Raw genomic sequence first — 22,276 nt, forward strand, 5'->3', positions numbered from 1 at the left:
GAATCGCTTTATTTCTTAACCCTTAGCCCCAGCCCTATCAGAATGCTCTTCAACCCAGTTGATCAGCAGGTCCACATAGGCTTGTCCAGCATCTTCTGACGAAAAATGCGATGCATGATCAAAAATAACCAGCCTGTTGTTTTGAATGTGTCTGGCCAAGAACTCTCCATTGTCGACCAGCACAAAAGGGTCCAGCTTGCCCCAGGTAATCAACGTTGGTATCTCTATGTCTTTCAGGCGCTGCTCAATCCAGGGCAGCTCTGTTGAATACGTTCCAAAGAAACTGACCGAGCATGTATGCGCTTGTTCGTTATGGGTAATGTCATAGTACTCTTTTATGGCCTGCCTGGAGGGCTTGTAGTGGTGATACCCCTCATTAACCGCCGTCAGAAAGTTGGTTTTCATTACTGACTTTTTCATAAAACCTTTCGCCAGCCAGCGTACAAAACGTGACTTGATCACGGCCATCAGAATGGGTGACAGTTTGGGAGGGAAGCTTCCCGGGCCATCGAAGATGTTCAGACTCAGGAATCGCTGAGGATGGTTAATCACCGCGGTCAGAGCAATAGGTACGCCAACATCTGGCCCAACCAGGTGAGCCTTCTGGATATTGAAATGATCCATAACCTGAGTAATGACGTCACTCAGTTTACCGGGTGACATATCCGTTTCTTTCGCCTTTGACAGACCAAACCCGGGGATATCAAAGGCCAGCACATCAAACCGGGCACTGAAGTGTTCGAATGATGATTCCCACATGCGAATACTTTGAGGCAGGCCATTCAATAACAACAGCGTTGGTGCATTGGGTTTCTCGCTGCGCAGGAAGCGAATGGTAAATTTCCCGACCGAAACAAACTGCGGTGCAAATGGATCAACAGCCGGTTCAGGCTGATCAGAAGCAAACTGGGAAAGTGCCCTGTTTAAAAGAGACTGTGTCATAACGTTCCCTATCGTTGTACTGTTAAGTGCTTGTTTTTAGTTTTGGTTACTTTTAAATACTAGGTTATTTCATTTATTGTTGGGCGGCAATAAGGCACTATTTAGTGGTCAAGTTACCTTTTGATAACCGATGGAGAGTGGATGATGGGGTCTCAGGCAGTCAGTGAAAGACGGAGCTTCAGGAATACGGAAGATTGCCCTATTCGTGATGTGGTCGCTCAGATTGGTGATAAGTGGTCGATCCTGATTCTGTTTGCGCTGGTTGATGGACCGGATCGTTTTAACTCCCTGAAATCCCGCATCGAAGGAATTTCACAGCGGATGCTGACGCAAACACTGCGAGATCTGGAGCGGGATGGTTTTGTTCTGCGTACGGTATACCCGCAGGTTCCGGTAAAAGTGGAGTATGAACTCACTGAATTAGGAAAAGGGTTATCCGTTTCGGTGTGGAAGTTGGTTTCCTGGGCTGATGATCATCATGCAGAGATTCGCAAGGCTCGTATGCACTACGATGAAGAAATGAAGGCCTAGATCGCTGAAACCCTGAGGATAATAGATGATTCCAGTCTTCGAAACTGTGAGGTTGCAGATATATGAAGCCTCCATGGATATGCTTGCATCTGAGCGCAGTGAACTGTTGTTAAGCATTCCGCCGTTACTTACGTCTGCTGTCGTCGCAAACCTTCCACCTTATTTTAGTGGCATTGACTCAAAGGCGACTGCGCACGCATGGCTGGAGCGCATGTTGCGGGACAGCCGCTTGTTTTTGGTTAAATCCAAATCCGATGTTTTAATCGGTTTCCTGTTTGCTTCTTCAGAAAAAGGGCATGATGCTCATATTGGCTATCTTCTGTCAGAGGATACGTGGGGCAAAGGTTTCGGAACTGAACTGCTGCAGGGCTTTATAGAGTACGTACCTCAATCGACAACCTGGGACAAGTTGATTGGTGGTGTATCTCAGGATAATGCCGCCTCGGCTCATTTGCTAAAAAAACTGGGGTTTGTTGAGCAGCCTGGAAGGAGTGGCAACGTTGTCTTTTATGAGTACACAGTTCCACGACAATTATCATAACCAAATACTCAAGGCAGAATCTCAACATTTGGTATTGTCAGAGAAGGGTGGGCTTCCGTGTTTAAGGCACAAACACTGAGAGCAGTTTAAAGAGGATCATGCTTTCTCAGATTTGCACAGAACCGGAATGCTTTTAACGTATCTATTGCAGCGTGATCGGCTGCCTAAGGCTCAAAAACTACTCAATGGCCATCTTATTTTTCGTTGTTTCATTTCAGTATTGAACCGTCTTTATGTTCATACCATTTACATTCAGTGTCATAAATTTTAAAAGTGAGGATTATGAAAATAAAATCGATTTTTTTCATTGCCGCATCTCTGTTTCTTACTGCATGTGCAACCGCACCGGAACAGGCAACAAGGTACAGCGAAACCGATATTGGTCTACCTGACAGCAAGCAATCCGTTTTCGTGATTTACAGACAGCTCGTTTCTCCCGTGGCATACAGCGTTAAAGCCAGTGTAAATGGTCAACCCGTTTCTACGCTTCCCAATAACGCTTTTACCTGGTTTTATCTTGAAGAAGGAAGCCATGATATAGCGATATCATGGCCAATGCTTGCACTTATGCCGGGTGAAAGGTATGAAGTGGATGTAAAGCCTGGCAATTATTATTTTCTTGAATTCTCAGGAGAAATGATGGTTGCTGGTGGTTTAACATTGACACCGTATTCCGTCAGCGATTTGAGTGTCGTCAATAAAGACGATGCAGTACAGGTGTTAAAAAACTGCTGTCAGTTTGTACCCTCCTCACGCTAAACAGACATCAAGACCATTTTACTTCTGGTCGAATTTGACCGTATAGATATCACAATTCCTGCTGCGTCCTAATTGTATGTACCCATAAATAGGGAGATGTAAAAATGATAAGAATAATGTCAGGCCTGGTGCTTATTGCTTCGTTTGCTGGGTGTGCTGCTGTTGGCGTACCTTCTACTAATGACCCGATGGAAAAACTGGGCTATGCCTATCAACTGATGGGGACTGATGGAAGAGGGCTTGCCGCTGAAAAGCTGGGTAAAGAAGCTCTGGCTGTCTTTCAAGAGAAAAATGATTCATATGGAATAGCTGAAGCACATACCATGCTTGGCTCATATTACAAAAGCCCTTCATACCGATTCCATAAAGGCTTTTATCGGCAGCATGGCGAATACGACGAAACCGCCAGTAAATCAATCTCTCACTTAAAGAGTGCAATTGAGGCTTTTACATTAGATGGCGATTACTGGGGGGTGTCTAAAGCCACGTTTGTCATGGCAAACGCGTATGCAACCGATGACAATACTGAAATGGCATGTACATTATATAAAAAGTCGCTGGCGATATACTTAAGTGATGAAAATGTGTTCAAAGGCCGAGTTCACACCTTCAATCCTCAGTACAACAGTTATGAGGAAATGATCAGAGCCTTTATTAAGGATAAATGCGAGGAGTGAGAGCAACGTTCAGTGAGGATCGATACGTTCGAGAGCAAAAAAATTAGATAATAAAAAGTAGATAGAGAATAATGAGTTATAATTTTTTGGTAAGTTCTTGCTGATAGCACTTATCAGTATTTCAGTTCCTTTAATGGCGAGCAGCCAACTCACAAAACTTCCTGTTGGTATTATTATCGGTCAGATGACTAATAATGGAAATTGAAAAGAGAGGCGTGTGTAAAAAGCAAATAAACATCAAGGAAAACTATTTTCGTTGCAAAACATTCAATATGTCCAATCGTTTTATGATGTGAAAGGAAGTCTTAATGATATTGACGTATCGTTCAGCAACGCCGGGTGACCTGAAGAGTCTTGTCTCTTTACTGTCCAATGACCCACTGGGTTCTCAGAGAGAAGATGTGTCCATCCCTTTAAATGAAGGCTATATCTCTGCTTTCAATGCGATTAATGCTGACCCAAATAATGAACTGCTGGTTGTTGAGCTGGAAGGGGCGCTGGTGGGTATGTTACAGCTTACGTTTATTCCTTATCTGACGCATGTTGGTGGCTGGCGTTGTCTTATTGAAGGTGTCAGGGTCCACGAAGATTTTCGGGGCAGAGGCTTTGGTGAGCAAATGTTTGAGTACGCGATCAAGCAGGCTAAAGAGAAAGGCTGCCATCTGGTTCAACTCACAAGTGATAAGCAGCGCCCAGATGCCATCAGGTTTTATGAAAAACTGGGTTTTAAAGCCACTCATCAAGGGTTGAAGTTAGTGCTATAAGGCACCTGGAAACCAGGTATTTTGTGAGCGATTACCAGCGTCTGGTCCTTTCAACAGCGGGCATACTCGTTAATGTGGCTAAATAATCAGCTTTTGTTGGTAGTGTAAGAAATGAAATCGTGCAGGCTGTTACCGGTGGAGATGTTAGATTGATGGCATCAAGCTCGGACCTGGTGAAATAAAATAACCAATGACTGGTGATTTCAGCGCACTCGACCGTTATCTTAAAACAGTGCATGTAATAAAGATTGGGCTCACATGCATTTTTTCTTTGCATTTCGCTTCAGGTGCCATGTCGAGAGTTATGTATGCTATCGCGCTATCTCATGATAAGGCTTAATGCTTCACAAAAGGGGGGGAGCATGAGAATAGGGGGCTTGGGATCCAGGGCAGCACTACAACAAAAACCCACGAAGTCTTGTGATCGCTGCGGTCTTCGATACCCGGAAGATGAGGAGTCATGCCCGCATTGCAAAGATATTCATGACTCGGAGCTGGCAGGGTTTAAAGAGCACATTCAAACTCGACACGAGGCCGGTGTCAGGCTGGGACGAATGTTCTTCTTGATTGCAGTGTTCATTGGGGCTTTGCTGCTGCTCTCCCTGTAATCAAAGAGGCCGCATCAATCAGCAGCGTTTCTGGTGGCAGTAAAACCTTCCCACTGTTGCTATTACTGGATTGGCCAGCCAGCAGTCGGCCCGAAAGTGATATACAGTATAAGCAGTGTTAGTTAGCCATTACCAAAGGTGAGTTCGAGATATGGCCGTTGCTGCGCTGAATGACATTGATCTGTACTATGAGGTTCATGGTTCCGGGCCTGCCCTGATGATGGTTGCCGGTCTGGGCAGCGACTCCCAGAGCTGGTTGCCGGTGATTGATGAACTCGCCAGACACTTCACGTTAATCCTGCCCGATAACCGGGGGTGTGGCAGAACCACACCTCATGAGGTTGAAACCACCATTGAACTGATCAGTGACGACTGTATGGCGTTACTTGATGAACTGGACATTCCATCCGCCATTGTTCCAGGTCATTCCATGGGGGCCTTTATCGCAATGGATTGCGCGGTTCGTTATCCCCAGACGGTTTCTCAGCTGGTTCTGGAAGGGGCTTCAGCCTTTTGTTCCGCCAGAAACCGCTGGTTGCTGGATGAGTTTGGATCTTACCTGCGAGGCACAATGGAGCCTGCCCAGTGGTTTCGCAGCCTTTATTACTGGTTGTTTTCTCCCCAGTTTTTTGAAGACCCTCAGGTTGTTAATGAGGCTGTGCGGCTGTCGGTTGAGTACCCGTATCCCCAGAGCCCTGCGGCTTATGCCAACCAGTCACGGGCGATAGCGGCTTTTGATTTCCGTAACAAGTTATCTTCCATTCACCAGGAAACACTGATACTCCATGGCAAAGAAGATATTCTGTTTCCAGCAGCAGAGTCTGTTGATGTGTTGCAGGCTATTCCTGGTGCCTGTGTTTCTCTCATTGACGGCGCAGCCCATTCAATTCATATGGAAAATCCAACCGCTTTTATAGCACCGCTTTTCGATTTTCTTGAGATTGGAAAATAGCCTTATCAACGCTTTGGCGTGTCTATAACTATAGTGAGTCGGTTAACGCGTTGTTTGTTCATCATTAGCGGTTTGTGATAGTTTTTTATGGATGTTCTCGTTGCCCGCTCCCTGACAAAGGATTGTTCAGCAGGCTGATGTGAAAGGGTGGCGGATCAACAGCTAATCGATAGAACAAAGGACTGTTTTATTATGGGCTTCCTAAGAAAATGCTGCCTCTCATTCGCGCTTGTTACTCTTTCTGGCGTTTCGGTCGCTAATTCATCAGAGGGTGAGAACAGCTTGACGTTCAGTTCTCTCTATTTTCAGCAGAGTGATCAGCAGCAGGACATCAGGGGATTGATGTCGTTTGGTAAAGATATGGCTGGCCTTCGTGGCACCGGGCTTGATTGGGCTACAGATCAGTGGGGGGGCAGTGAGTTAAACCGGGCAGGTCTGTTTCTCTTTTCTGAGCTGGTGTTTGGCACGGTTATGGACCAGTCTTTTCAGACGGCTTTGCATGAGCAGGGGCATGGCAGCCGTTTTGCATCAGTGGGCCTGGGGTATCGATTCAATACGGGCGACGATGAGTTTTTTGGGTATTACTTTTCTAATTTTGGGGATTTTGAAGGGTTCACTCAAACAACGGGTGTAACCTATTTTGCACTGGATGATCGGGTTCAGGATTTTATTAACAGTAAAGGCGGTAATAACTACAGGAATTTAATAATCAGTGCAGCGGGCATTAATGCCGAGATGACGTATGCTGACTACCTGCAGGATCAGATGTACTTCGAGGGAATACATCTCAGTCAGGGGCTGGGGCTGATTATGGGGAAAACGTCCGCACTGAACTATCAATACGACGATAATCTGGGGAATGATCTCAGGTCGATAGAAGATCAGTATCAGCTGTTGAATATTCATGTTGATGTGGGTGATATGGATCAGGCGAATATTCTGGCGGTATTACTCAGCGGCAGTACATGGCGTTATCTGGCTGGTGCTTATGATTACACAAAGACTGGAGACACCAGGCTGGAGAGTTGGGAGTATTTCGGCTTTCGAGTGCCTGATTTTTCCAGTTATGTCACTTCCCGTGGTTTGTCCATGAAAATGGATACCGCCTATCGATTAGAGGAACAGCTCTTTCTTACTTTAGCCGTGGAACATGTTTATAAAGGGGACTCTGCAACAGAATATACCCTGGGGGCTTATAAAGAGTTTCCTTATATGCAGGGGTTAACGCTTCAAGGTCATGCCATCATGGGCTATGGCACGGGGTATGGTGTTGAGAGTGAACTCCGGGTAACAGACACGTTCTCTGTATTTGCAGGGGCAAACTATGATGAATTGGAGAGTTTAAATGGAGAGCGATACATAGTGTCGTTGAAAGACGATCTCAATGAGTGGAGTGCTTTTGCCGGTGTGCGGTGGTTTTATTAAACATAGCATACTGACTCACTGATCAATACGTTCTCACGGTAATGGCTGTGGACAGTTTTAGCCCTGTTTTTTCAGGGCTTTTTTGATGCTGTGAACCAAAGAGAGAGTCGCTGTAAATCCATGACCCGGTGGGGTGCTCTCTCAATTTGATAACTGACTCATAGGTTAGCTTCAACCTTTCCAGTCATGAACTCAGACCAAAGTTGTTCCCAGCGCCCCTTACTCTGGATCAGTGCTCTTGTTGTCAAAAGCACTTCCGCTCCTGTTGCTTTCCACCTCATTCCAGAACCACATAATCGTTGCTTTACCAGAGTCTTACAAGCCGCTTCAGTAACTCCTGAACCTATTGGCCAATGGCGTTTAAGCGCCTGATGATAATTCATTAACTGGTGATTGTTTGTAAAATAGCTCACAGCTTTGTAGCGCTTCTCTGTCAGTGCGATTGTCTTTTTCGGGAGCTCGGCTGATTCAATTTCCTGAAGGATTTTTTTGGCTGCTCCACGCTTGTTTTTCAAACTATGTAGCCTGTCTTCAAGCCACTGGTGTCGCTTCGCCTTACTGGTTGGAAACAGTGCTTCCGCTGCTCCAGCTAAATATTCAGATGCATGATAAAAATCGAGTATCTGCCCAGAGGTATGTTGTTTCAAATAACTCCAGTTTTCTCTAGCCCCGTCAGCTACCCCGATGTATGTGGCATTTGGGTAGAGTCGTTTTAGATCTGCAATCTCCTCGTCGAGCTTGCTCATAAAGCTTTGTTTACCATACTCTGGCGAACTGGCTGTATATATCGTGTGGAGCCTGTCTCCATCTGCAGAATATAGGCTCAATGTCCCACACATGGCTTCCCTCCAGCCTTCTTCACAAAGCAGCATGCAGGTTCCATCCAGACCAATGGCTATTGTTTCAACAGGCTCTTTTAGTGGAGGAAGGTGGTAGTGAGTGTCTTGCTGGTCTTCAATTAATGCACCTACTCTGTCCGATAAATGCTTGATATAAGAATTTGAAAGCGTCCTTTGATGGTTGGTCTCAAAATCTTCTTTTACCGCAGGCGCTGGCATCTGGCTGTATTTCCAGGCGATAGACTTGGCAAATTTGGGGGTAGCTGAACCAATAATACCGGCACGAAGATCAAGTGCTGCCAGAGTACTGCCACCTCTGACACCCTGATATACGGAGCGCTCCAAAGGTATACGACCGTATAAGGTTTCATAGTGCTTAAGAACCTTTCCTTTGTAGTTCCACTTCTGCTGATTAACGACGATAGGTTCTTTATTGGGTGATTCAAATAGCCCCAATAACTCTTTTGTTCCAAGCTGCCCGGCTTCATTGAGTGCACGCTGTAAACTATCTTCAAGATTCAGCATGTTGCCTGAATCTATAGAAACTTCAATTTGCAAAACGATGCTTTTGGTAGAGCTGGAAATAACAGAAGCGGGCATGACAGTTAACTATTATGAGTGGTGTTCCCATAGTAGCTGTGAAAATAGAGCACTATTGTTTCAATCATTCAGAGAGAGCACCCACCCGGTGATTTACATTCAATGATTATTCCATTTCAATGAATTTCGTCCTCTTTTTATTTAAAGTATTGATTAATAGTAACTATTCAGCACCCTTCATATAAATCTGGAATTTTCTGATTTTTCGACCATCATCTTATACTCAATTTTTCTAACAAATCTCCAGTATGGAACCAGACTTCCCAGCTACTCCGTTTACCGAAGCTCTCCTTAAAGAGAATGAAGAGCTTCGGACCGAGAATGCGCTTTTACGGGAACGTTGCAGCGAACTGGAAGAAAGGGTTAATAAAAACAGTCAAAACAGTAGTAAGCCACCATCGTCAGATGGTTATCAAAAGCCCAGTAAAAAAGGGAGTGATAAAGGTGATACATCTTCCAAAGAAGCCCCCTGCTCCTCACAGGAAACACCGAACCCCAAAAGCCTTAGACCATCTTCAGGCAATAAACCAGGTGGCCAGAAAGGTCATCAAGGCTCTTGTTTGAGACGTGTCGCCTTACCCGATTATGTCAGGCATCTGAAGGTTGAAAAATGTTGCTGTTGCCAGTCTTCGCTTATCGATATTAAACCCACCAAATACATTGAGCGACAGGTTTTTGATCCAGGTAGACCCGGAGAATTTGAAGTTACCGCGTACTGGGCAGACGTTAAAGTATGTCCTTGTGGTAAACGGAACACCGCTGAGTTTCCCCAAGGAGTGAAAGCCGCTGCTCAATACGGAGAAGTGACTCAGGCAATGGCTGTTCATTTAAACCAGTATCACTTCATCCCATATCACCGGGTGTCTGAGTATTTCAATACTATTTATTGCATGAGTGTCAGCGCAGGCTCTGTTGCCAATTTTGTTGCCTATACCCATGAGAACCTGGCCTCTACTGAGCAGAGTATCCGCGATGCTTTACAAGAAAGTCCGGTTGCAGGAGCGGATGAAACTGGCATGCGGGTTGACGGTTCACTGTGGTGGTTACACATTATGCGAGATGACCAATGGACGCTTTACTACCTCTCAGAAAGGCGAGGTTGTGAAGCAATGGATGCAATGGGCATCCTGCTGACTTTTGCAGGCATTCTGGTTCACGATCATTGGAAGTCCTACTTTGCCTATGCGGCAGTGCATGTGCTTTGTAATGCCCATCATCTGAGAGAGCTTCAGGGAGTTGTCGATAGGGATGCGAATAAGCTGGCTCTGCGGCTGATGAAATTGCTTACGCTCTCCTGGCACTTCTGCAAGAAATACAAAGCAGCCGGTCTGACTCAAATGCCTGGTGCAATACAGCTTCGCATTGAGACGATATACGACCAAATCCTTCAAAGGGCTCTCACGAAGGAAACCGCTTATATGGAAAAACAACGACAGGTGCTTGGACGTAAGAAGGTCAGGAATACCAAGGCCTACAACCTGTTCAAAAGGCTTATTGAGTTTAAGGTTGAAACGTTGCGCTTCATGTCGGACTTTTCAATTCCCTTCGATAACAATGGCAGTGAACGTGATGCCAGGATGGCCAAACTTAAGCAGAAGATCTCAGGCTGCTTCAGAAGCGAAGACGGAGGTACCATGTTTACCCGAATCCGAAGCTATTTATCATCTGCTAAAAAGCAGGGGTTGAACATATTTCAGGCGCTTCTTAAAGCGGTTCGAAATTACAACAATACGCCTTTGCTGGGTGCTGAATAGTTACGATTAATATTTTGTTTGAAATGTTGTCTACCCTATCAAATGCGCAGTCACTATTGATGAGGATAGACAATGTTTGATCAATACATAATGCCTTCTTATGACTGGTCATCAACCATAGAAACCATCAAGGCAGATTCACCCGAAGGCAGTCAGATCCTTAATTTCTTTTCAACGGACAAGCATTACCGTAAGAATGCCGAAGCGACCCAGTTTGTTGAGGAATATCTGAATGGTGCAAAACCTTTTGATATTGATGCTGAATTAATGCGCTATGTGTGTGACCAAATATCACTGGATGGTGTGATTGCTGAAATGGGTGTCTGTACTGGTCGAACGATTAATTTCATCGCTGCCCTGAACCCACACTCTACCGTTTATGGGTTTGACTCGTTCAACGGGTTACCGGAAGACTGGAGTCGGAATGATTTTCCTCTACCAAAGGGCGTTTTTGGTTATCACAATCCGGACGTTCCTCCGCCTGTGTTGAATAATGTCTGTCTTGTCAAAGGGCTGTTCAGTGAGACACTGCCCATTTTTGCGAGCGAGGTACTGAAAGAGCAGCCCATTGCGTTGCTGCATATCGATTGTGATTTATACCAGTCCACCGTGGATATCTTCAATGCAGTAGGTCACCGCCTGGTGAAAGGCTCTATTGTACTGTTTGATGAGTTATACAACTTCCCTAAATGGGAAGAGCATGAAGTAAAAGCGCTGCATGAGTTCTTAAGTCGCTCTGGCAAACAAGTTGAGTTCTTTGCTTATAACACCTGCTGGGAACAGGTGGCAGTGAGGTTTCTTTAAGCGGTATAGTTCCCATCAATCCATACACTGGTAAGGGAATGCAAATTGATGCAGTTTGAAAACGTCAGGTCTGACGAAGTGCCCCTGGAACTTCTGCTCGAAGCCGATCCTTCTGAAGCCAGTATTCTGTCTTACCTGAGGGATGGCTGGTGTTACGTTGCCAGAGAGCATGAGCGTATTGTTGGGGCCTGTATCGTCAAAACGATCTCGGATGGGTGTGCTGAAGTGTTCAATGTATCGGTCATGCCGGATCTGCAGGGCAGGGGGATTGGAACGCAGTTGCTCAACTATGTCATTGATGACCTCTCTTGCCGGTCAATACAATGTGTTGAGCTGGGGACAGGCACCTTTGGTTATCAGTTGACGTTCTATCAACGGCTTGGGTTTCGGGTATCCGGCGTTATTGCTAACCACTTTCTTGACCATTATCCGGAACCCATTTTTGAGCATGGCATTCAGCATAAGGACATGTTGCGGCTGTATTTGAATCTTGTTGATTAGCGCTGCTTTAACGACCGCGGCATGGGGTATGTGCAGATAATTACAGGTTATAGAGCCTGTGCCGAAATATCAGCTAAAACTGTGGCTATGCATGATAATTGCAAGGCTGTGTGAGTCGCGGCAGCTCTAAAGGTTAAGCATTGATTAAATGCGACAACAACTTTTAGTTGATAAGGCCAGTCAGAGGTGCACATCTCAGACAATATTAGCCTCTCAGGGATGATAAGAATGAGCAACAAAATATTTTTGGCAGGGGTTACTGCTTTATTGCTATCAGGTGCAGTCGTAGCGGAAACTGAAGATTCATCTTCATCAACATGGATAGGACATTATGTTGGTTTTACGGGTGGTTATTCCCGAGGAGCCGCAGACCCGACAGCCAACGCGAAAGCGAATGGATATTTTATAACTACTGACCCAGGCCAGCTAGATCCGGTGGCATCTCATGATATAAAGGCTGGTAACGTCAGTGGCACGGTGTTTTGGGGGGTAAACCGGCAGTTGGACAATATCCTCTATGGGGTTGAGATTGATTTGTATCTGACGGATTACAACGAACCCTATCGCTCTGGCAATATTACGTATCTGACGCAGCCTGCACACACATTTGAGATAAATTCCAGAGTCAAATCGAACATAGCATTGAGTTTACGCCCTCGATTAGGTTATATCACTGGAGATTATCTTTTTTATCTTTCTCTGGGGCCGGTGCTCAGGCACTTTGAATATAACTTCAAGTTCACAGATACATTTGCATCAGAGTATGCTGACAAAAGTGATGAACAATGGTCTCTGGGTTGGGCTGCAGGCCTTGGTTTTGAGCAACTGCTGAAAGGAGCATGGTCTTTAAAAGTAGAGTATTTATATTCTTCCTATGACGACATTGTTGATATGGAGAGTAGCCTCAGAACTGTCCCGGCAGACGGGTTTAAGCATTCCCTGGAATTTAAAGAACAGAGTTTTCGGGTCGGTTTTTACCGCAGGTTTTAGTGAAACAGTATCTCTAACAATTAATGCAATGGATGAATTGAGGACGAAGAATGACGGCATCTTAAGTGATGCCGCAGTTGGAGGTCATCGCTTTATGCAGGCAAAAATCGCATTACCTGCGCTTTCTTCCAGCGGAATTATTTTTTCATAGTCATGCTCAAACGTATAAACCTCAAAGTAAGGGCTTAATAACCTTTCAAGCTCGCTGAAGCTGATGGCGACCATAGGGTGCTCATCCTGCCAGAACTGTCTCTCCTGTACTGTACTTTTCTCAATACTCAATCTCAGTGACTGTTTATCGCCAGTGCCGCAATAACTCCAGCCGGAGCTGAACACGAAATGGCTGTCATCATAATCAACCGTGTGACTCACCACTGAGCTATTACTGATCATGTTCTTCTCAACAGCATTAAAGCAAAACAAGCCACCCTTATTCAGTGCTGCATGAGCACAGGCAATACACGACCTGAGTCTATCAATGCCACTGCTGTAATGAATGGAATAGAGAAAGCAGGTCATCAAATCCACTGGCTGCTCAACCACAAAGTCACACATGTCCTGCAGTACAAAATCGGCTTCCGGGCAACGCAGTCCTGCGATATCCAGCATGGGCTGGTTAATATCCAGCCCACTGCTCTGATAACCCTTATCGATAAAGTGGCGAACATGTGGGCCTGTGCCACAGGCAAGGTCCAGGTGTTTTGTGCCCTTATTACCGAATAGTTGATGTAGCCGATGCACATAATTACTCTGGTCCTGGTAGTTAATGTCGGCACACATTAAGTCGTAGTAGCAGGAGAGGTCTGTATACAATGCATTTGAGGAAGCAGTAATCAAGCGCTGTTACCCGGAAAAAATTGGTGGCGCATACTACAACAAATCACTTTATTTGCGAATCCATTCATCTCTGGTACAGGAGGGCTTCGGATTTCGTGGAAGCCGTGGTTTATTGGTGAGTTCTATCACTTCTGCTGGTGCCGTATTAGTAATTGCACAGACAGTGGTGACAAATGAGAAAATACGCTGCTAATCCTTGAGTCTGTTAGAGGATTTATTGTTAAATGCCACAGCATTTCAAGGGTGTTTAACGGGATTTCAGCAATGATTTCACTTGGTATGCAATAGAAAAATAACAGGGGAACGTTTGCATCAGATGATGACTAAACCCGAATACTTGCTGATGAATACCTTGCCGTTCATCGCATTCAGGAGTGTGGAATGAGCTTGATATTCAGAATGATCTATCTGTTGTTGGCATCTTTTTTCAAGCCAAGGCTGCCCGTGGTAAAACCTGAAAATTCACTGACGTTGAGAGTACTACCCAACGATCTGGATATTAATATTCATATGAACAATGGTCGTTACCTGACCATCTGTGATCTCTCAAGAGTGGATATGTTTATCCGGACTGGCCTGGCAAGAACCATGCATCAAGAAGGCTGGATGCCGGTGGTCTCTGAACACACCATGAAGTATAAAAAGCCATTAAAGCCTTTTCAGAAATATGAAGTGAAGATGAAGATCGTTGATTGGGATGACAAAAGTTTCCATATGCAGCATACCTTTCTGGTTAAGGGCAGGGTGGTGGCTGAAGGAACATCACGTGGTTGTGTGCTCAGCAAAACGGGGGTGATCCCACCAGACCGTGTGATCCAGAAAGTGACTGAACGGCGTGAAGCAAAGGAAAAGTAGAAAGCTTTTCAGTCACATACTTTTTCTGGTGTGTTATTTGGAGTAGTTCAGACTTAATCTGACATTTTCTTCTCATCAAAAGAAAAGGGTTACCGATTTAGAAAGAAGGTGAGTTCACTGAAATCTAAATCATTAAAGGTGACCCTTATGATTCACACCAACCAGAAAATCATCAAGCACAAGGTCGGGCTACTGAACCTTGCAGATGAGCTCGGAAACATCTCTAAAGCCTGTAAAACCATGGGTGTCTCCAGAGATACATTTTATCGTTACCGGGATGCTGTTGATGAAGGTGGGGTCGAAGCACTTCTTGATCAAAGCCGAAGAGTTCCAAACCTCAAAAACCGAGTAGACCCCGCTGTTGAAATGAGTATGCGGTAGAAGATCCTGCCCATGGGCAGGCCCGTGTTTCCAATGAACTTCGCAAGCAAGGTATCTTCGTCTCTCCCAGCGGTGTGAGAAGCATCTGGCTAAGAAATGATCTGGGAAGCTTCAAACTGCGCCTCAAAGCCCTTGAAGAGAAAGTGGCTCGAGAAGGAATCATTCTCACCGAGTCCCAGGTCAGGGCACTTGAGCGCAAGAAGCTGGATGATGAGGCCAGTGGTGAGATTGACACAGCGCACCCTGGCTACCTTGGTTCACAGGACACTTTCTATGTTGGAACCTTTAAAGGTGTTGGCCGCGTTTATCAGCAGACTTATGTTGATACTTACTCCAAGGTAGCGCAGGCCAAACTCTATAAGACAAAGACCCCAATTACGGCTGCAGACCTGCTCAATGACCGCGTGTTGCCATTCTATGAAGCTCAAGAGCTACCTGTGCTCAGAATACTGACAGACAGAGGTACAGAGTATTGTGGTCGTGCTGATCAACACGATTATCAACTTTACCTGGCGGTGAACGACATTGAACATACGAAGACGAAAACCCGGCATCCACAAACGAATGGAATCTGTGAACGCTTCCATAAAACGATTCTGCAGGAGTTTTATCAACCTGCATTGAGAAAGACGCTGTATACGAGTATTGAGATGATTCAGTCAGATCTGGACGAATGGTTAATTCACTACAATACTGAGCGTACCCATCAAGGTAAGCAGTGCAACGGGAGAACGCCGATAGAAACACTGATTGATGGGAAAGAGATCTGGAAGGAAAAGTTCATAGCCTGAATTTAACCTGACAGACACCTTCTTGAAAATCGGTAACTGTCAGGTCAGGTCTGAACTTCTACATGTTATTGTTTGTTGAGTAATGATGTTTTAAGCAACATGGGATGTACTTTTTAATCAACAGGCTTTTGGTAAGGCTCCAGGTGGCCACAGTAAAGGGAATTTATGATCCGGCTATTGACTGTCTTTCTTTGCTTCCAATCGGTAATTCATACTGATTTATCAAGCAACAATGTCTTTTCAAGTGTGCTGTTTCCTGCCGTTGCTTTTTTCTATTTTGTGTACCTTCTGGTTGCACCTACCATTTATCTGACTAAAAAGGGGCTGTATAAACGGGGGGATAATGTGAATGTTTTTACGTTGTTTTTATTACTCACTGAGTTCTTTCTGGATACACAGGATAACTATTCAGGGCAGTTTGGCTTCCTCGGGGTGCTTTCAAGACCCGCCGAGTTCATGGCAGCCACCGCTGAGGTGTTATTAGCCATTTATGCTTATTATACGTTTTCCCTGATGATACTTGGTGCCATGATGTGACCCGACGTGGAAAGAGTACTGGAAAATCATGCATCGTATTATTGTGTCAGATATTTTTGGGGCAACGGCTGCACTCGAAGAACTCATATCGCTGATTCCAGGCAATGTTGAGCTGGTTGATCCTTATGATGGAAAACACATGAGGTTTAGCAATGAAGCTGAGGCGTATACCTGCTTCTGCTCTGAAGGAGGTTTGGACACATACACTAACAAGCTGGCTGAAAAAATCACGATTTCTGATGATCAGGTGAGCCTTCTTGGTTTCAGCGTTGGAGCATCTGCCATTTGGAGACTTTCTGAGAAACCTGCTGCTTCAAGGGTTTCTGGCGCTCTGGGCTTTTATGGCTCACAGATTCGTCACTATTCCGGTATCGAGCCCGCTTTCCCGATGTGCCTGGTGTTTCCGAAAGAAGAAAAGCACTTTGATGTGTCTGAGTTGATCGAGGTGGTTGAGCAAAAGCAATATGTTGATGTGTTACGGACAGACTTTCTGCACGGCTTTATGAACACGCATTCTGTAAACTATCATCGTTCGGCTTATCTCTATTATTTGAAAGCATTATCTCGCATTCCTTCAAGCCATTGTTTCCTATCACTGAAAGAGGCTGTCGTTTCTTCGGCATCTGAGAACGTGCGGTGTCGGTAATCATTGAGAAAAAATCCAGCGATTTGCCTATAGTCATTGTATGGCCTGCTGGATACATGAGTGATAATGACCCTTTGCTTCCTACCCGCTGAACTGTAGTTGTACAAGAACTTATCAATGTAAATAAGGTCTATAGCTATAGTATCGAAGGAGTCTTCAATATGGCCGTTTCTCCAGCATTTCTTATTTTGTCGATAGCGATTGTTGCGATACCCGGCCCAACGAATTTATTTGTACTTTCACAGGGAACAACAGGAAATTTCAAGCGTGTCGTATCAGCGCTGATAGGGATTGCTGTGGCCAATCTGCTCTGGTTGATACTGTCCGTTTTTGGGGTGACAGCATTAATTGTTGCATCCAGTAAGATGCTGGATGCTCTTCGTATCTGTGGAGCATTTTATCTCGGTTACATGGGAGTCAAAGTGCTGGCATCCCCTTCAATAAGGGTGATCGAAAACGTCAAACGGATTTCCGGTAGGCTGGTCTGTTTTCAGGCATTTTTGATTTCAATGACCAACCCAAAACCTGTTCTGTTTTATTCAGCTTTCCTGCCTCAGTTTATTGAGCGTCAGGAAAGCTATTTTTTTGACCTGTTACTCTTAGGTATTCTGTACATTGCTATAGCAATGTCGGTATTCCTGTTATATGGCATATGCTCACATGCTATCTCAGCAAAGATAGGTCGGTTTTCAGTGTGGTTGAATAGAGTGGTAGGTACAGGCTTGATAGCGTCTGCTATTGCCCTTTTTCGATGGAGGCCTGAATGATGAAAAAAGCCGAAAGGTGTCTTTTGTTAGACAGAGCTGGGAATTCTTTACCGAAGCGGCCTGCACCATTTATTTGCCGCTGATTCATAACTCCTCTTGTTGTCGCTATATTATCTGTTTATTGTCTTCCTGTTGTATTTTAATGTCTGAATTATGCTTTATTTGTGGTTTTAATCTCTGCTTTCTTACTGCATAACAATAATATTTTATGTTTACGCGGCCTTGCGCTCTCTACCCATTGCCGGTAGCGATAGATGTGATTACATTTCGAGCAAAACAATCGTCTCATTTTGTACTGATGGTCTGATGAAATAATAAAAACAATCTTTCTATCAGCCACGGACGATGTACTCAGGATCAGTCCTGATCTCTGAGTTGCTAAGCAACACTTTTCTTTGTCAGCCCTGAAGCCTGAGTGGTTCCAGGGCGGTACATGTTGAATTTCTCTGACTCATCCATTGAGGTGAGCAGGGGCTATTTGATTTTCAGTTTGGTGAGATTGGGGTAATGAAACAACAGGGATTTTTCCAGGTACTGTTTGTCATTGTGGTGCTGACGGCCTGTGGCCAGCTGACCAACACGATTTATGTACCGACCATGTCTCAGATGGCGGCGGACTTCGGGGTAGCCCCGGGGGCTATTCAGGCGGCAATTGCTCTGTACCTGATTCCTTATGGCATTTCACAGTTTTTGTATGGGCCGTTGTCGGATCGTTTTGGCCGTAAGCCGTTAATGTTGATTGGTCTGGTGATTTTTATTGCCGGCTCGCTGATTGGCAGCGTCGCCCCTAGCTTTGAAATGTTGCTGCTGGCCAGTTTCGTTCAGGGCATGGGAACCGGTGTCGGTGGGGTGATGGCGCGTACGGTCATGCGTGATCTGTACAGTGGGCTTCATCTGCAAAGGGCTAACAGTTACATCAGCATGGCGCTGATTTTTACACCGTTGATTGCGCCGATGCTGGGTGGCTTTCTGGGCACGGCGTTTGGCTGGCAGGCCAGCTTCTGGTTTTTGACCGGCTTTGGTGTGCTGGTGTGGCTTCTGGTGCTGGGGCGTTTTGGTGAGACCCACAAGAATGTTGGCAAACGGTCCATGGGGGCGCTGGCCAGTTATCGTTATGTTCTGAGTAATGGGCAGTTCAATGGTTTTATGATCTCACTGGTGGCCACCTTTGCCGGTATTGCGGTATTCGAAGCCGCTGCGGGTGTGCTGTTTGGTGAACTGATGGGACTTGATCCGCGAGTGATCAGCGTACTGTTTGTGATTCCGATCCCTGGTTACCTGTTTGGTTCCTGGCTGGCGGGGCAGATGGCAAAGAAACACAGTCTGGAAAGCATCATCGGCCGAGGTGTGGTGATGCTGGTTATTGGCTCGGCCAGTATGCTGGTGGCAGGGTTGATGGGTTATCTGAATGCCTGGGTGATACTGGTGCCGGCAACACTCTATTTCCTGGGGTCAGGGCTGCTGTTTCCTACTGCAACGACTGCTGCACTTGAGCCATTTCCGGAAAATGCCGGTGTAGCCGGTGCGGTTCTGGGTGGTATGCAAAACCTGGGCGGTGGTCTGGTGACGCTGGTGGCCGCCAGTATCCCTATGTCCAGTCAGGTTCCGGTAGCCGCAATTCTCTGTGTATTGACCCTGCTGGTGGTGATGACTGCCCGTCTTCTGCTGGCTCCTGCGACAGGGCGTGCAGCGGTGTAAAAAACAGGACGTAAAAAAATGGCTGCAATAACTGCAGCCATTTTTATTGTTTATCCCTAAACCACCTACTTCTGCAGGTGGTTATCATATACAAGACTCTGGTTTACAGAGCCTTGATCGCTTCCAGCTGTTCTTCCAGCTTGGCTTTGGCAGCCTGGGCTTCAGCCAGTTTGGCTTTCTCCTTTTCAACAACGTCAGCAGGTGCCTTGCTGATGAATTTCTCGTTGTTCAACTTGCCTTCAAAGCGGGCCACTTCTTTGGCAAACCGTTCAATTTCCTTATTGAGTCGGGCCGACTCTTTTTCCTTGTCGATCAGGCCGGCCATCGGTACCAGTACTTCCATGGAACCCACCAGTTGCGTGGTTGCCATTGGTGCTTCTTCACCTGCAGCCAGTACCTTGATGTCTTCCAGCTTGGCCAGAGACTTCAGGAAGGTCTGGTTGTCATTCAGGCGGGCAACGTCGTCAGCCGAGGTGTTACGCAGCAGGACGTTCAGCGGCTTGCTTGGCCCGATATTCAGTTCGGCACGGATGTTACGGATACCGGTGATAAACGACTTAAGCCACTCAATATCACGCTCAGCCGTTTCATCAATACGGGCTGAGTCAGACACTGGATAGCTCTGCAGCATCAGGGTTTCTCCTTCAACACCAGCGCTCTGCTTGATGTTCTGCCAGATCTCTTCAGTGATATAAGGCATGAACGGGTGAGCCAGTCGCATGATGGACTCCAGAACCCGAACCAGTGTACGACGGGTGCCACGTTTACGCTCAGCAGGTGCGTTCTCGTCCCACAATACTGGCTTGGACAGTTCCAGGTACCATGCGCAGTACTCATTCCAGACAAAGTCATAGAGGTTCTGGGACGCATGATCAAGACGGAACTCGGAGAGGTTCTTTTCGATCTGGGCTTCTACCCGTTGCAGTCGGGAAACAATCCAGCGGTCAGCCAGAGTCAGCTCAACCGGCTCATCATTGTTGCCGCAGTCCTGACCATCGGTGTGCATTTTGACATAGTTGGCGGCGTTCCAGATTTTGTTACAGAAGTTCCGGTAGCCTTCCAGACGGTTCATATCCCAGTTGATATCACGACCGGTCGAGGCCAGTGAGTACAGGGTGTATCTCAGGGCATCGGTACCGTGGGCAGAAATACCATCAGGGAAGGTGCTGCGGGTACGCTTCTCGATCTTCTCCGCCAGCTGAGGCTGCATCATATTGCCGCAGCGTTTCTCAACCAGTGACTCCAGCTCGATACCGTCAATCATATCCAGAGGGTCAAGGACGTTACCCTTAGACTTGGACATCTTGTCGCCATGCTCATCACGGATCAGACCGGTCACGTACACGTGCTTGAACGGTACCTGTGGCTTGCCGTCTTCATCTTTCATGAAGTGCATGGTCATCATGATCATTCTGGCTACCCAGAAGAAAATAATGTCAAAACCGGTGACCAGCACATCGGTCGGGTGGAAGGTGTTCAGGCGGTCGGTCTGCTCTGGCCAGCCCAGGGTGCCGAAGGTCCAGAGAGCAGAAGAGAACCAGGTATCCAGAACATCATCATCCTGTTTCAGGACAACCGGAGAGGGAATGTTGTGCTTTTCACGAACGTCGTCTTCATTACGACCAACGTAGACATTGCCTGCATCGTCGTACCAGGCTGGAATACGGTGTCCCCACCAGAGCTGACGGGAGATGCACCAGTCCTGAATATCTCGCATCCAGGAGAAGTACATGTTCTCATACTGCTTGGGTACGAACTGAATACGGCCGTCTTCTACCGCTTCGATTGCAGGCTTTGCCAGCGGCGCAGCGCGGACAAACCACTGGTCAGTCAGCAGAGGCTCAATAACCACGCCGGAACGGTCACCGTAAGGTACCATTAGTGTGTGGTCATCGATTTTTTCCAGTAGACCAAGCGCATCAAAGTCAGCAACGATCTGCTTACGGGCAGCAAAGCGCTCCATGCCCTGATAGGCTTCTGGAATGGCAGTATCAATAGACTGATTAACCGTGCCGTCAATGTTGTAGGCTTCACCCTGCTGGCGGATGTCACCGTTGAGGGTCATGACATTGATCATTGGCAGGTTGCAGCGCTTGCCGACTTCGTTGTCATTAAAGTCGTGTGCCGGGGTGATTTTTACGCAACCGGTGCCTTTCTCCATGTCGGCGTGTTCATCAGCGACAATCGGGATGCGACGGTTAACCAGAGGCAGAATAACGGCTTTTCCGATCAGTGCTTTGTAACGCTCATCTTCCGGGTTTACAGCAACGCCGGTATCACCCAGCATGGTTTCCGGACGGGTGGTGGCAACCACAATATAATCTTTGCCTTCTGCGGTTTTCTCGCCATCCGCCAGTGGATAGCGCAGGTGCCACATATTGCCTTTGACTTCTTTGTTTTCTACTTCCAGGTCAGAGATGGCAGTGTGCAGCTTTGGATCCCAGTTAACCAGACGCTTGCCGCGGTAGATGAGATCGTCTTCATAAAGGCGGACAAAGACTTCCTGGACAGCCGCATAGAAGCCTTTGTCCATGGTGAAGCGCTCGGTATCCCAATCAACGGATGCACCCAGACGACGAAGCTGACGGGTGATGGTGCCGCCGGACTCTTCTTTCCACTCCCAGATCTTATCAGTAAAGGCTTCACGTCCGTAGTCGTGACGGGTTTTGCCTTCTTCCGCCAGGATCTTGCGCTCAACCACCATCTGGGTTGCGATGCCCGCATGGTCAGTACCCACCTGCCACAGCGTGTTGCAGCCTTTCATCCGGTTGTAGCGGATCAGGGCATCCATAATGGAGTCCTGGAAGGCGTGGCCCATGTGCAGGCTGCCGGTGACATTGGGAGGAGGGATCATGATGGAGTAAGGCTTGCCTTCGCCAGATGGTGCAAAATAGCCTTTCTCTTCCCAGTTTTGATACAGCGTGCGTTCGATGGCCTGGGGGTTGAACGTCTTTTCCATAACTGCTTTTCCAGTAGATGTTCCAAAGCGTGTCCTGAAGAGCAGGGAGTCTCTGGGTTTGGATAAACGAGTGATTATACACTGTGGGGCTGATTCAGGAAGTCGAAAGTCGTTGTCA

General features: G+C 46.5%; 20 protein-coding genes and 1 pseudogene. 17 read left to right on the top strand and 4 right to left on the bottom strand.

The annotated features are described in order from the left end of the window. Positions 1-15: 15 nt before the first annotated feature. Positions 16-942, bottom strand: a complete 927-nt coding sequence (locus ACOCLE_RS05280; protein ID WP_419535811.1) for an alpha/beta fold hydrolase — start codon at positions 940-942, stop codon at positions 16-18. A gap of 141 nt (positions 943-1,083) precedes the next feature. Here ACOCLE_RS05280 and ACOCLE_RS05285 point away from each other — a divergent pair, with 141 nt between their 5' ends. The 7 genes from ACOCLE_RS05285 (at position 1,084) to ACOCLE_RS05315 (ending at position 7,199) form a co-directional block, all read left to right on the top strand. Beyond that, positions 1,084-1,473 (top strand): winged helix-turn-helix transcriptional regulator, encoded by a 390-nt coding sequence (locus ACOCLE_RS05285; protein ID WP_419535812.1) that lies wholly within the window; start codon positions 1,084-1,086, stop codon positions 1,471-1,473. A gap of 25 nt (positions 1,474-1,498) precedes the next feature. Beyond that, a complete protein-coding gene (locus ACOCLE_RS05290; RefSeq protein ID WP_419535813.1) occupies positions 1,499-2,014 on the top strand; it encodes a GNAT family N-acetyltransferase in 516 nt (171 codons plus the stop codon). A 282-nt stretch (positions 2,015-2,296) separates the two neighbouring features. Continuing rightward, a complete protein-coding gene (locus ACOCLE_RS05295) occupies positions 2,297-2,773 on the top strand; it encodes a hypothetical protein (protein ID WP_419535814.1) in 477 nt (158 codons plus the stop codon). Positions 2,774-2,877: 104 nt separating this feature from the next. Then, positions 2,878-3,450, top strand: a complete 573-nt coding sequence (locus tag ACOCLE_RS05300) for a hypothetical protein (protein WP_419535815.1) — start codon at positions 2,878-2,880, stop codon at positions 3,448-3,450. 308 nt (positions 3,451-3,758) lie between these two features. Continuing rightward, positions 3,759-4,214: a GNAT family N-acetyltransferase gene (locus ACOCLE_RS05305; RefSeq protein WP_419535816.1), complete on the top strand. Its 456-nt coding sequence runs from the start codon at positions 3,759-3,761 to the stop codon at positions 4,212-4,214. 759 nt (positions 4,215-4,973) lie between these two features. Continuing rightward, positions 4,974-5,774, top strand: coding sequence for an alpha/beta fold hydrolase (locus tag ACOCLE_RS05310; protein WP_419535817.1), 801 nt, complete (start codon positions 4,974-4,976; stop codon positions 5,772-5,774). 282 nt (positions 5,775-6,056) lie between these two features. After that, positions 6,057-7,199 carry a hypothetical protein gene (locus tag ACOCLE_RS05315; protein ID WP_419535818.1) on the top strand — a complete coding sequence of 381 codons (1,143 nt, stop codon included), beginning with the start codon at positions 6,057-6,059 and terminating at the stop codon, positions 7,197-7,199. Between the two features lie 158 nt (positions 7,200-7,357). On the opposite strand, the gene ACOCLE_RS05320 is transcribed toward ACOCLE_RS05315, so the two are convergent. Beyond that, positions 7,358-8,638 carry an ISKra4 family transposase gene (locus tag ACOCLE_RS05320; RefSeq protein WP_419532972.1) on the bottom strand — a complete coding sequence of 427 codons (1,281 nt, stop codon included), beginning with the start codon at positions 8,636-8,638 and terminating at the stop codon, positions 7,358-7,360. Positions 8,639-8,886: 248 nt separating this feature from the next. Between ACOCLE_RS05320 and tnpC the strand changes: the two genes are divergently transcribed. The 4 genes from tnpC (at position 8,887) to ACOCLE_RS05340 (ending at position 12,687) form a co-directional block, all read left to right on the top strand. Continuing rightward, a complete protein-coding gene (tnpC, locus tag ACOCLE_RS05325; RefSeq protein ID WP_419532963.1) occupies positions 8,887-10,392 on the top strand; it encodes an IS66 family transposase in 1,506 nt (501 codons plus the stop codon). Between the two features lie 72 nt (positions 10,393-10,464). Next, positions 10,465-11,196, top strand: a complete 732-nt coding sequence (locus ACOCLE_RS05330; RefSeq protein WP_419535819.1) for a TylF/MycF/NovP-related O-methyltransferase — start codon at positions 10,465-10,467, stop codon at positions 11,194-11,196. A 48-nt stretch (positions 11,197-11,244) separates the two neighbouring features. After that, complete coding sequence (locus ACOCLE_RS05335; protein WP_419535820.1) at positions 11,245-11,697, top strand: GNAT family N-acetyltransferase; 453 nt, start codon at positions 11,245-11,247, stop codon at positions 11,695-11,697. 228 nt (positions 11,698-11,925) lie between these two features. After that, on the top strand, positions 11,926-12,687 hold the full coding sequence (locus ACOCLE_RS05340) for an outer membrane protein (protein ID WP_419535821.1): 762 nt from the start codon (positions 11,926-11,928) through the stop codon (positions 12,685-12,687). 84 nt (positions 12,688-12,771) lie between these two features. Here ACOCLE_RS05340 and ACOCLE_RS05345 read toward each other — a convergent pair whose 3' ends face one another. Further along, entirely contained in the window at positions 12,772-13,467 is a 696-nt protein-coding gene (locus ACOCLE_RS05345) for a class I SAM-dependent DNA methyltransferase (RefSeq protein ID WP_419537155.1), read from the bottom strand. Positions 13,468-13,905: 438 nt separating this feature from the next. On the opposite strand from ACOCLE_RS05345, the gene ACOCLE_RS05350 reads away from it, so the two are divergent. The 6 genes and pseudogenes from ACOCLE_RS05350 (at position 13,906) to emrD (ending at position 19,199) form a co-directional block, all read left to right on the top strand. Further along, positions 13,906-14,379, top strand: a complete 474-nt coding sequence (locus ACOCLE_RS05350) for an acyl-CoA thioesterase (RefSeq protein ID WP_419535822.1) — start codon at positions 13,906-13,908, stop codon at positions 14,377-14,379. 147 nt (positions 14,380-14,526) lie between these two features. After that, positions 14,527-15,551: pseudogene (locus tag ACOCLE_RS05355) on the top strand (IS481 family transposase). 246 nt (positions 15,552-15,797) lie between these two features. Further along, positions 15,798-16,088, top strand: a complete 291-nt coding sequence (locus ACOCLE_RS05360) for a hypothetical protein (RefSeq protein WP_419535823.1) — start codon at positions 15,798-15,800, stop codon at positions 16,086-16,088. A gap of 28 nt (positions 16,089-16,116) precedes the next feature. After that, the gene (locus ACOCLE_RS05365; protein WP_419535824.1) at positions 16,117-16,734 is read left to right on the top strand and encodes a hypothetical protein; all 618 of its coding nucleotides are present in this window, start codon (positions 16,117-16,119) and stop codon (positions 16,732-16,734) included. A 161-nt stretch (positions 16,735-16,895) separates the two neighbouring features. Further along, positions 16,896-17,501, top strand: coding sequence for a LysE family translocator (locus ACOCLE_RS05370; protein WP_419535825.1), 606 nt, complete (start codon positions 16,896-16,898; stop codon positions 17,499-17,501). 507 nt (positions 17,502-18,008) lie between these two features. Continuing rightward, on the top strand, positions 18,009-19,199 hold the full coding sequence (gene emrD, locus ACOCLE_RS05375) for a multidrug efflux MFS transporter EmrD (RefSeq protein WP_419535826.1): 1,191 nt from the start codon (positions 18,009-18,011) through the stop codon (positions 19,197-19,199). Positions 19,200-19,302: 103 nt separating this feature from the next. On the opposite strand, the gene ACOCLE_RS05380 is transcribed toward emrD, so the two are convergent. After that, positions 19,303-22,158 (bottom strand): valine--tRNA ligase, encoded by a 2,856-nt coding sequence (locus ACOCLE_RS05380; protein WP_419535827.1) that lies wholly within the window; start codon positions 22,156-22,158, stop codon positions 19,303-19,305. Positions 22,159-22,276: the final 118 nt, after the last annotated feature.

The organism is Endozoicomonas sp., assembly GCF_965196975.1.
In the GTDB taxonomy this organism is placed as follows: domain Bacteria; phylum Pseudomonadota; class Gammaproteobacteria; order Pseudomonadales; family Endozoicomonadaceae; genus Endozoicomonas.

What these genes read in the sequence shown, in the direction of transcription:
- ACOCLE_RS05290 (WP_419535813.1), top strand. Translation starts at nt 1,499, where the DNA reads ATGATTCCAGTCTTCGAAACTGTGAGGTTGCAGATATATGAAGCCTCC.
- ACOCLE_RS05335 (WP_419535820.1), top strand. Translation starts at nt 11,245, where the DNA reads ATGCAGTTTGAAAACGTCAGGTCTGACGAAGTGCCCCTGGAACTTCTG.
- ACOCLE_RS05350 (WP_419535822.1), top strand. Translation starts at nt 13,906, where the DNA reads ATGAGCTTGATATTCAGAATGATCTATCTGTTGTTGGCATCTTTTTTC.
- tnpC (WP_419532963.1), top strand. Translation starts at nt 8,887, where the DNA reads ATGGAACCAGACTTCCCAGCTACTCCGTTTACCGAAGCTCTCCTTAAA.
- ACOCLE_RS05280 (WP_419535811.1), bottom strand. Translation starts at nt 942, where the DNA reads ATGACACAGTCTCTTTTAAACAGGGCACTTTCCCAGTTTGCTTCTGAT.
- ACOCLE_RS05340 (WP_419535821.1), top strand. Translation starts at nt 11,926, where the DNA reads ATGAGCAACAAAATATTTTTGGCAGGGGTTACTGCTTTATTGCTATCA.
- ACOCLE_RS05305 (WP_419535816.1), top strand. Translation starts at nt 3,759, where the DNA reads ATGATATTGACGTATCGTTCAGCAACGCCGGGTGACCTGAAGAGTCTT.
- ACOCLE_RS05380 (WP_419535827.1), bottom strand. Translation starts at nt 22,158, where the DNA reads ATGGAAAAGACGTTCAACCCCCAGGCCATCGAACGCACGCTGTATCAA.
- ACOCLE_RS05295 (WP_419535814.1), top strand. Translation starts at nt 2,297, where the DNA reads ATGAAAATAAAATCGATTTTTTTCATTGCCGCATCTCTGTTTCTTACT.
- ACOCLE_RS05310 (WP_419535817.1), top strand. Translation starts at nt 4,974, where the DNA reads ATGGCCGTTGCTGCGCTGAATGACATTGATCTGTACTATGAGGTTCAT.
- ACOCLE_RS05345 (WP_419537155.1), bottom strand. Translation starts at nt 13,467, where the DNA reads ATGTGTGCCGACATTAACTACCAGGACCAGAGTAATTATGTGCATCGG.
- ACOCLE_RS05330 (WP_419535819.1), top strand. Translation starts at nt 10,465, where the DNA reads ATGTTTGATCAATACATAATGCCTTCTTATGACTGGTCATCAACCATA.
- emrD (WP_419535826.1), top strand. Translation starts at nt 18,009, where the DNA reads ATGAAACAACAGGGATTTTTCCAGGTACTGTTTGTCATTGTGGTGCTG.
- ACOCLE_RS05365 (WP_419535824.1), top strand. Translation starts at nt 16,117, where the DNA reads ATGCATCGTATTATTGTGTCAGATATTTTTGGGGCAACGGCTGCACTC.
- ACOCLE_RS05370 (WP_419535825.1), top strand. Translation starts at nt 16,896, where the DNA reads ATGGCCGTTTCTCCAGCATTTCTTATTTTGTCGATAGCGATTGTTGCG.
- ACOCLE_RS05300 (WP_419535815.1), top strand. Translation starts at nt 2,878, where the DNA reads ATGATAAGAATAATGTCAGGCCTGGTGCTTATTGCTTCGTTTGCTGGG.
- ACOCLE_RS05320 (WP_419532972.1), bottom strand. Translation starts at nt 8,638, where the DNA reads ATGCCCGCTTCTGTTATTTCCAGCTCTACCAAAAGCATCGTTTTGCAA.
- ACOCLE_RS05285 (WP_419535812.1), top strand. Translation starts at nt 1,084, where the DNA reads ATGATGGGGTCTCAGGCAGTCAGTGAAAGACGGAGCTTCAGGAATACG.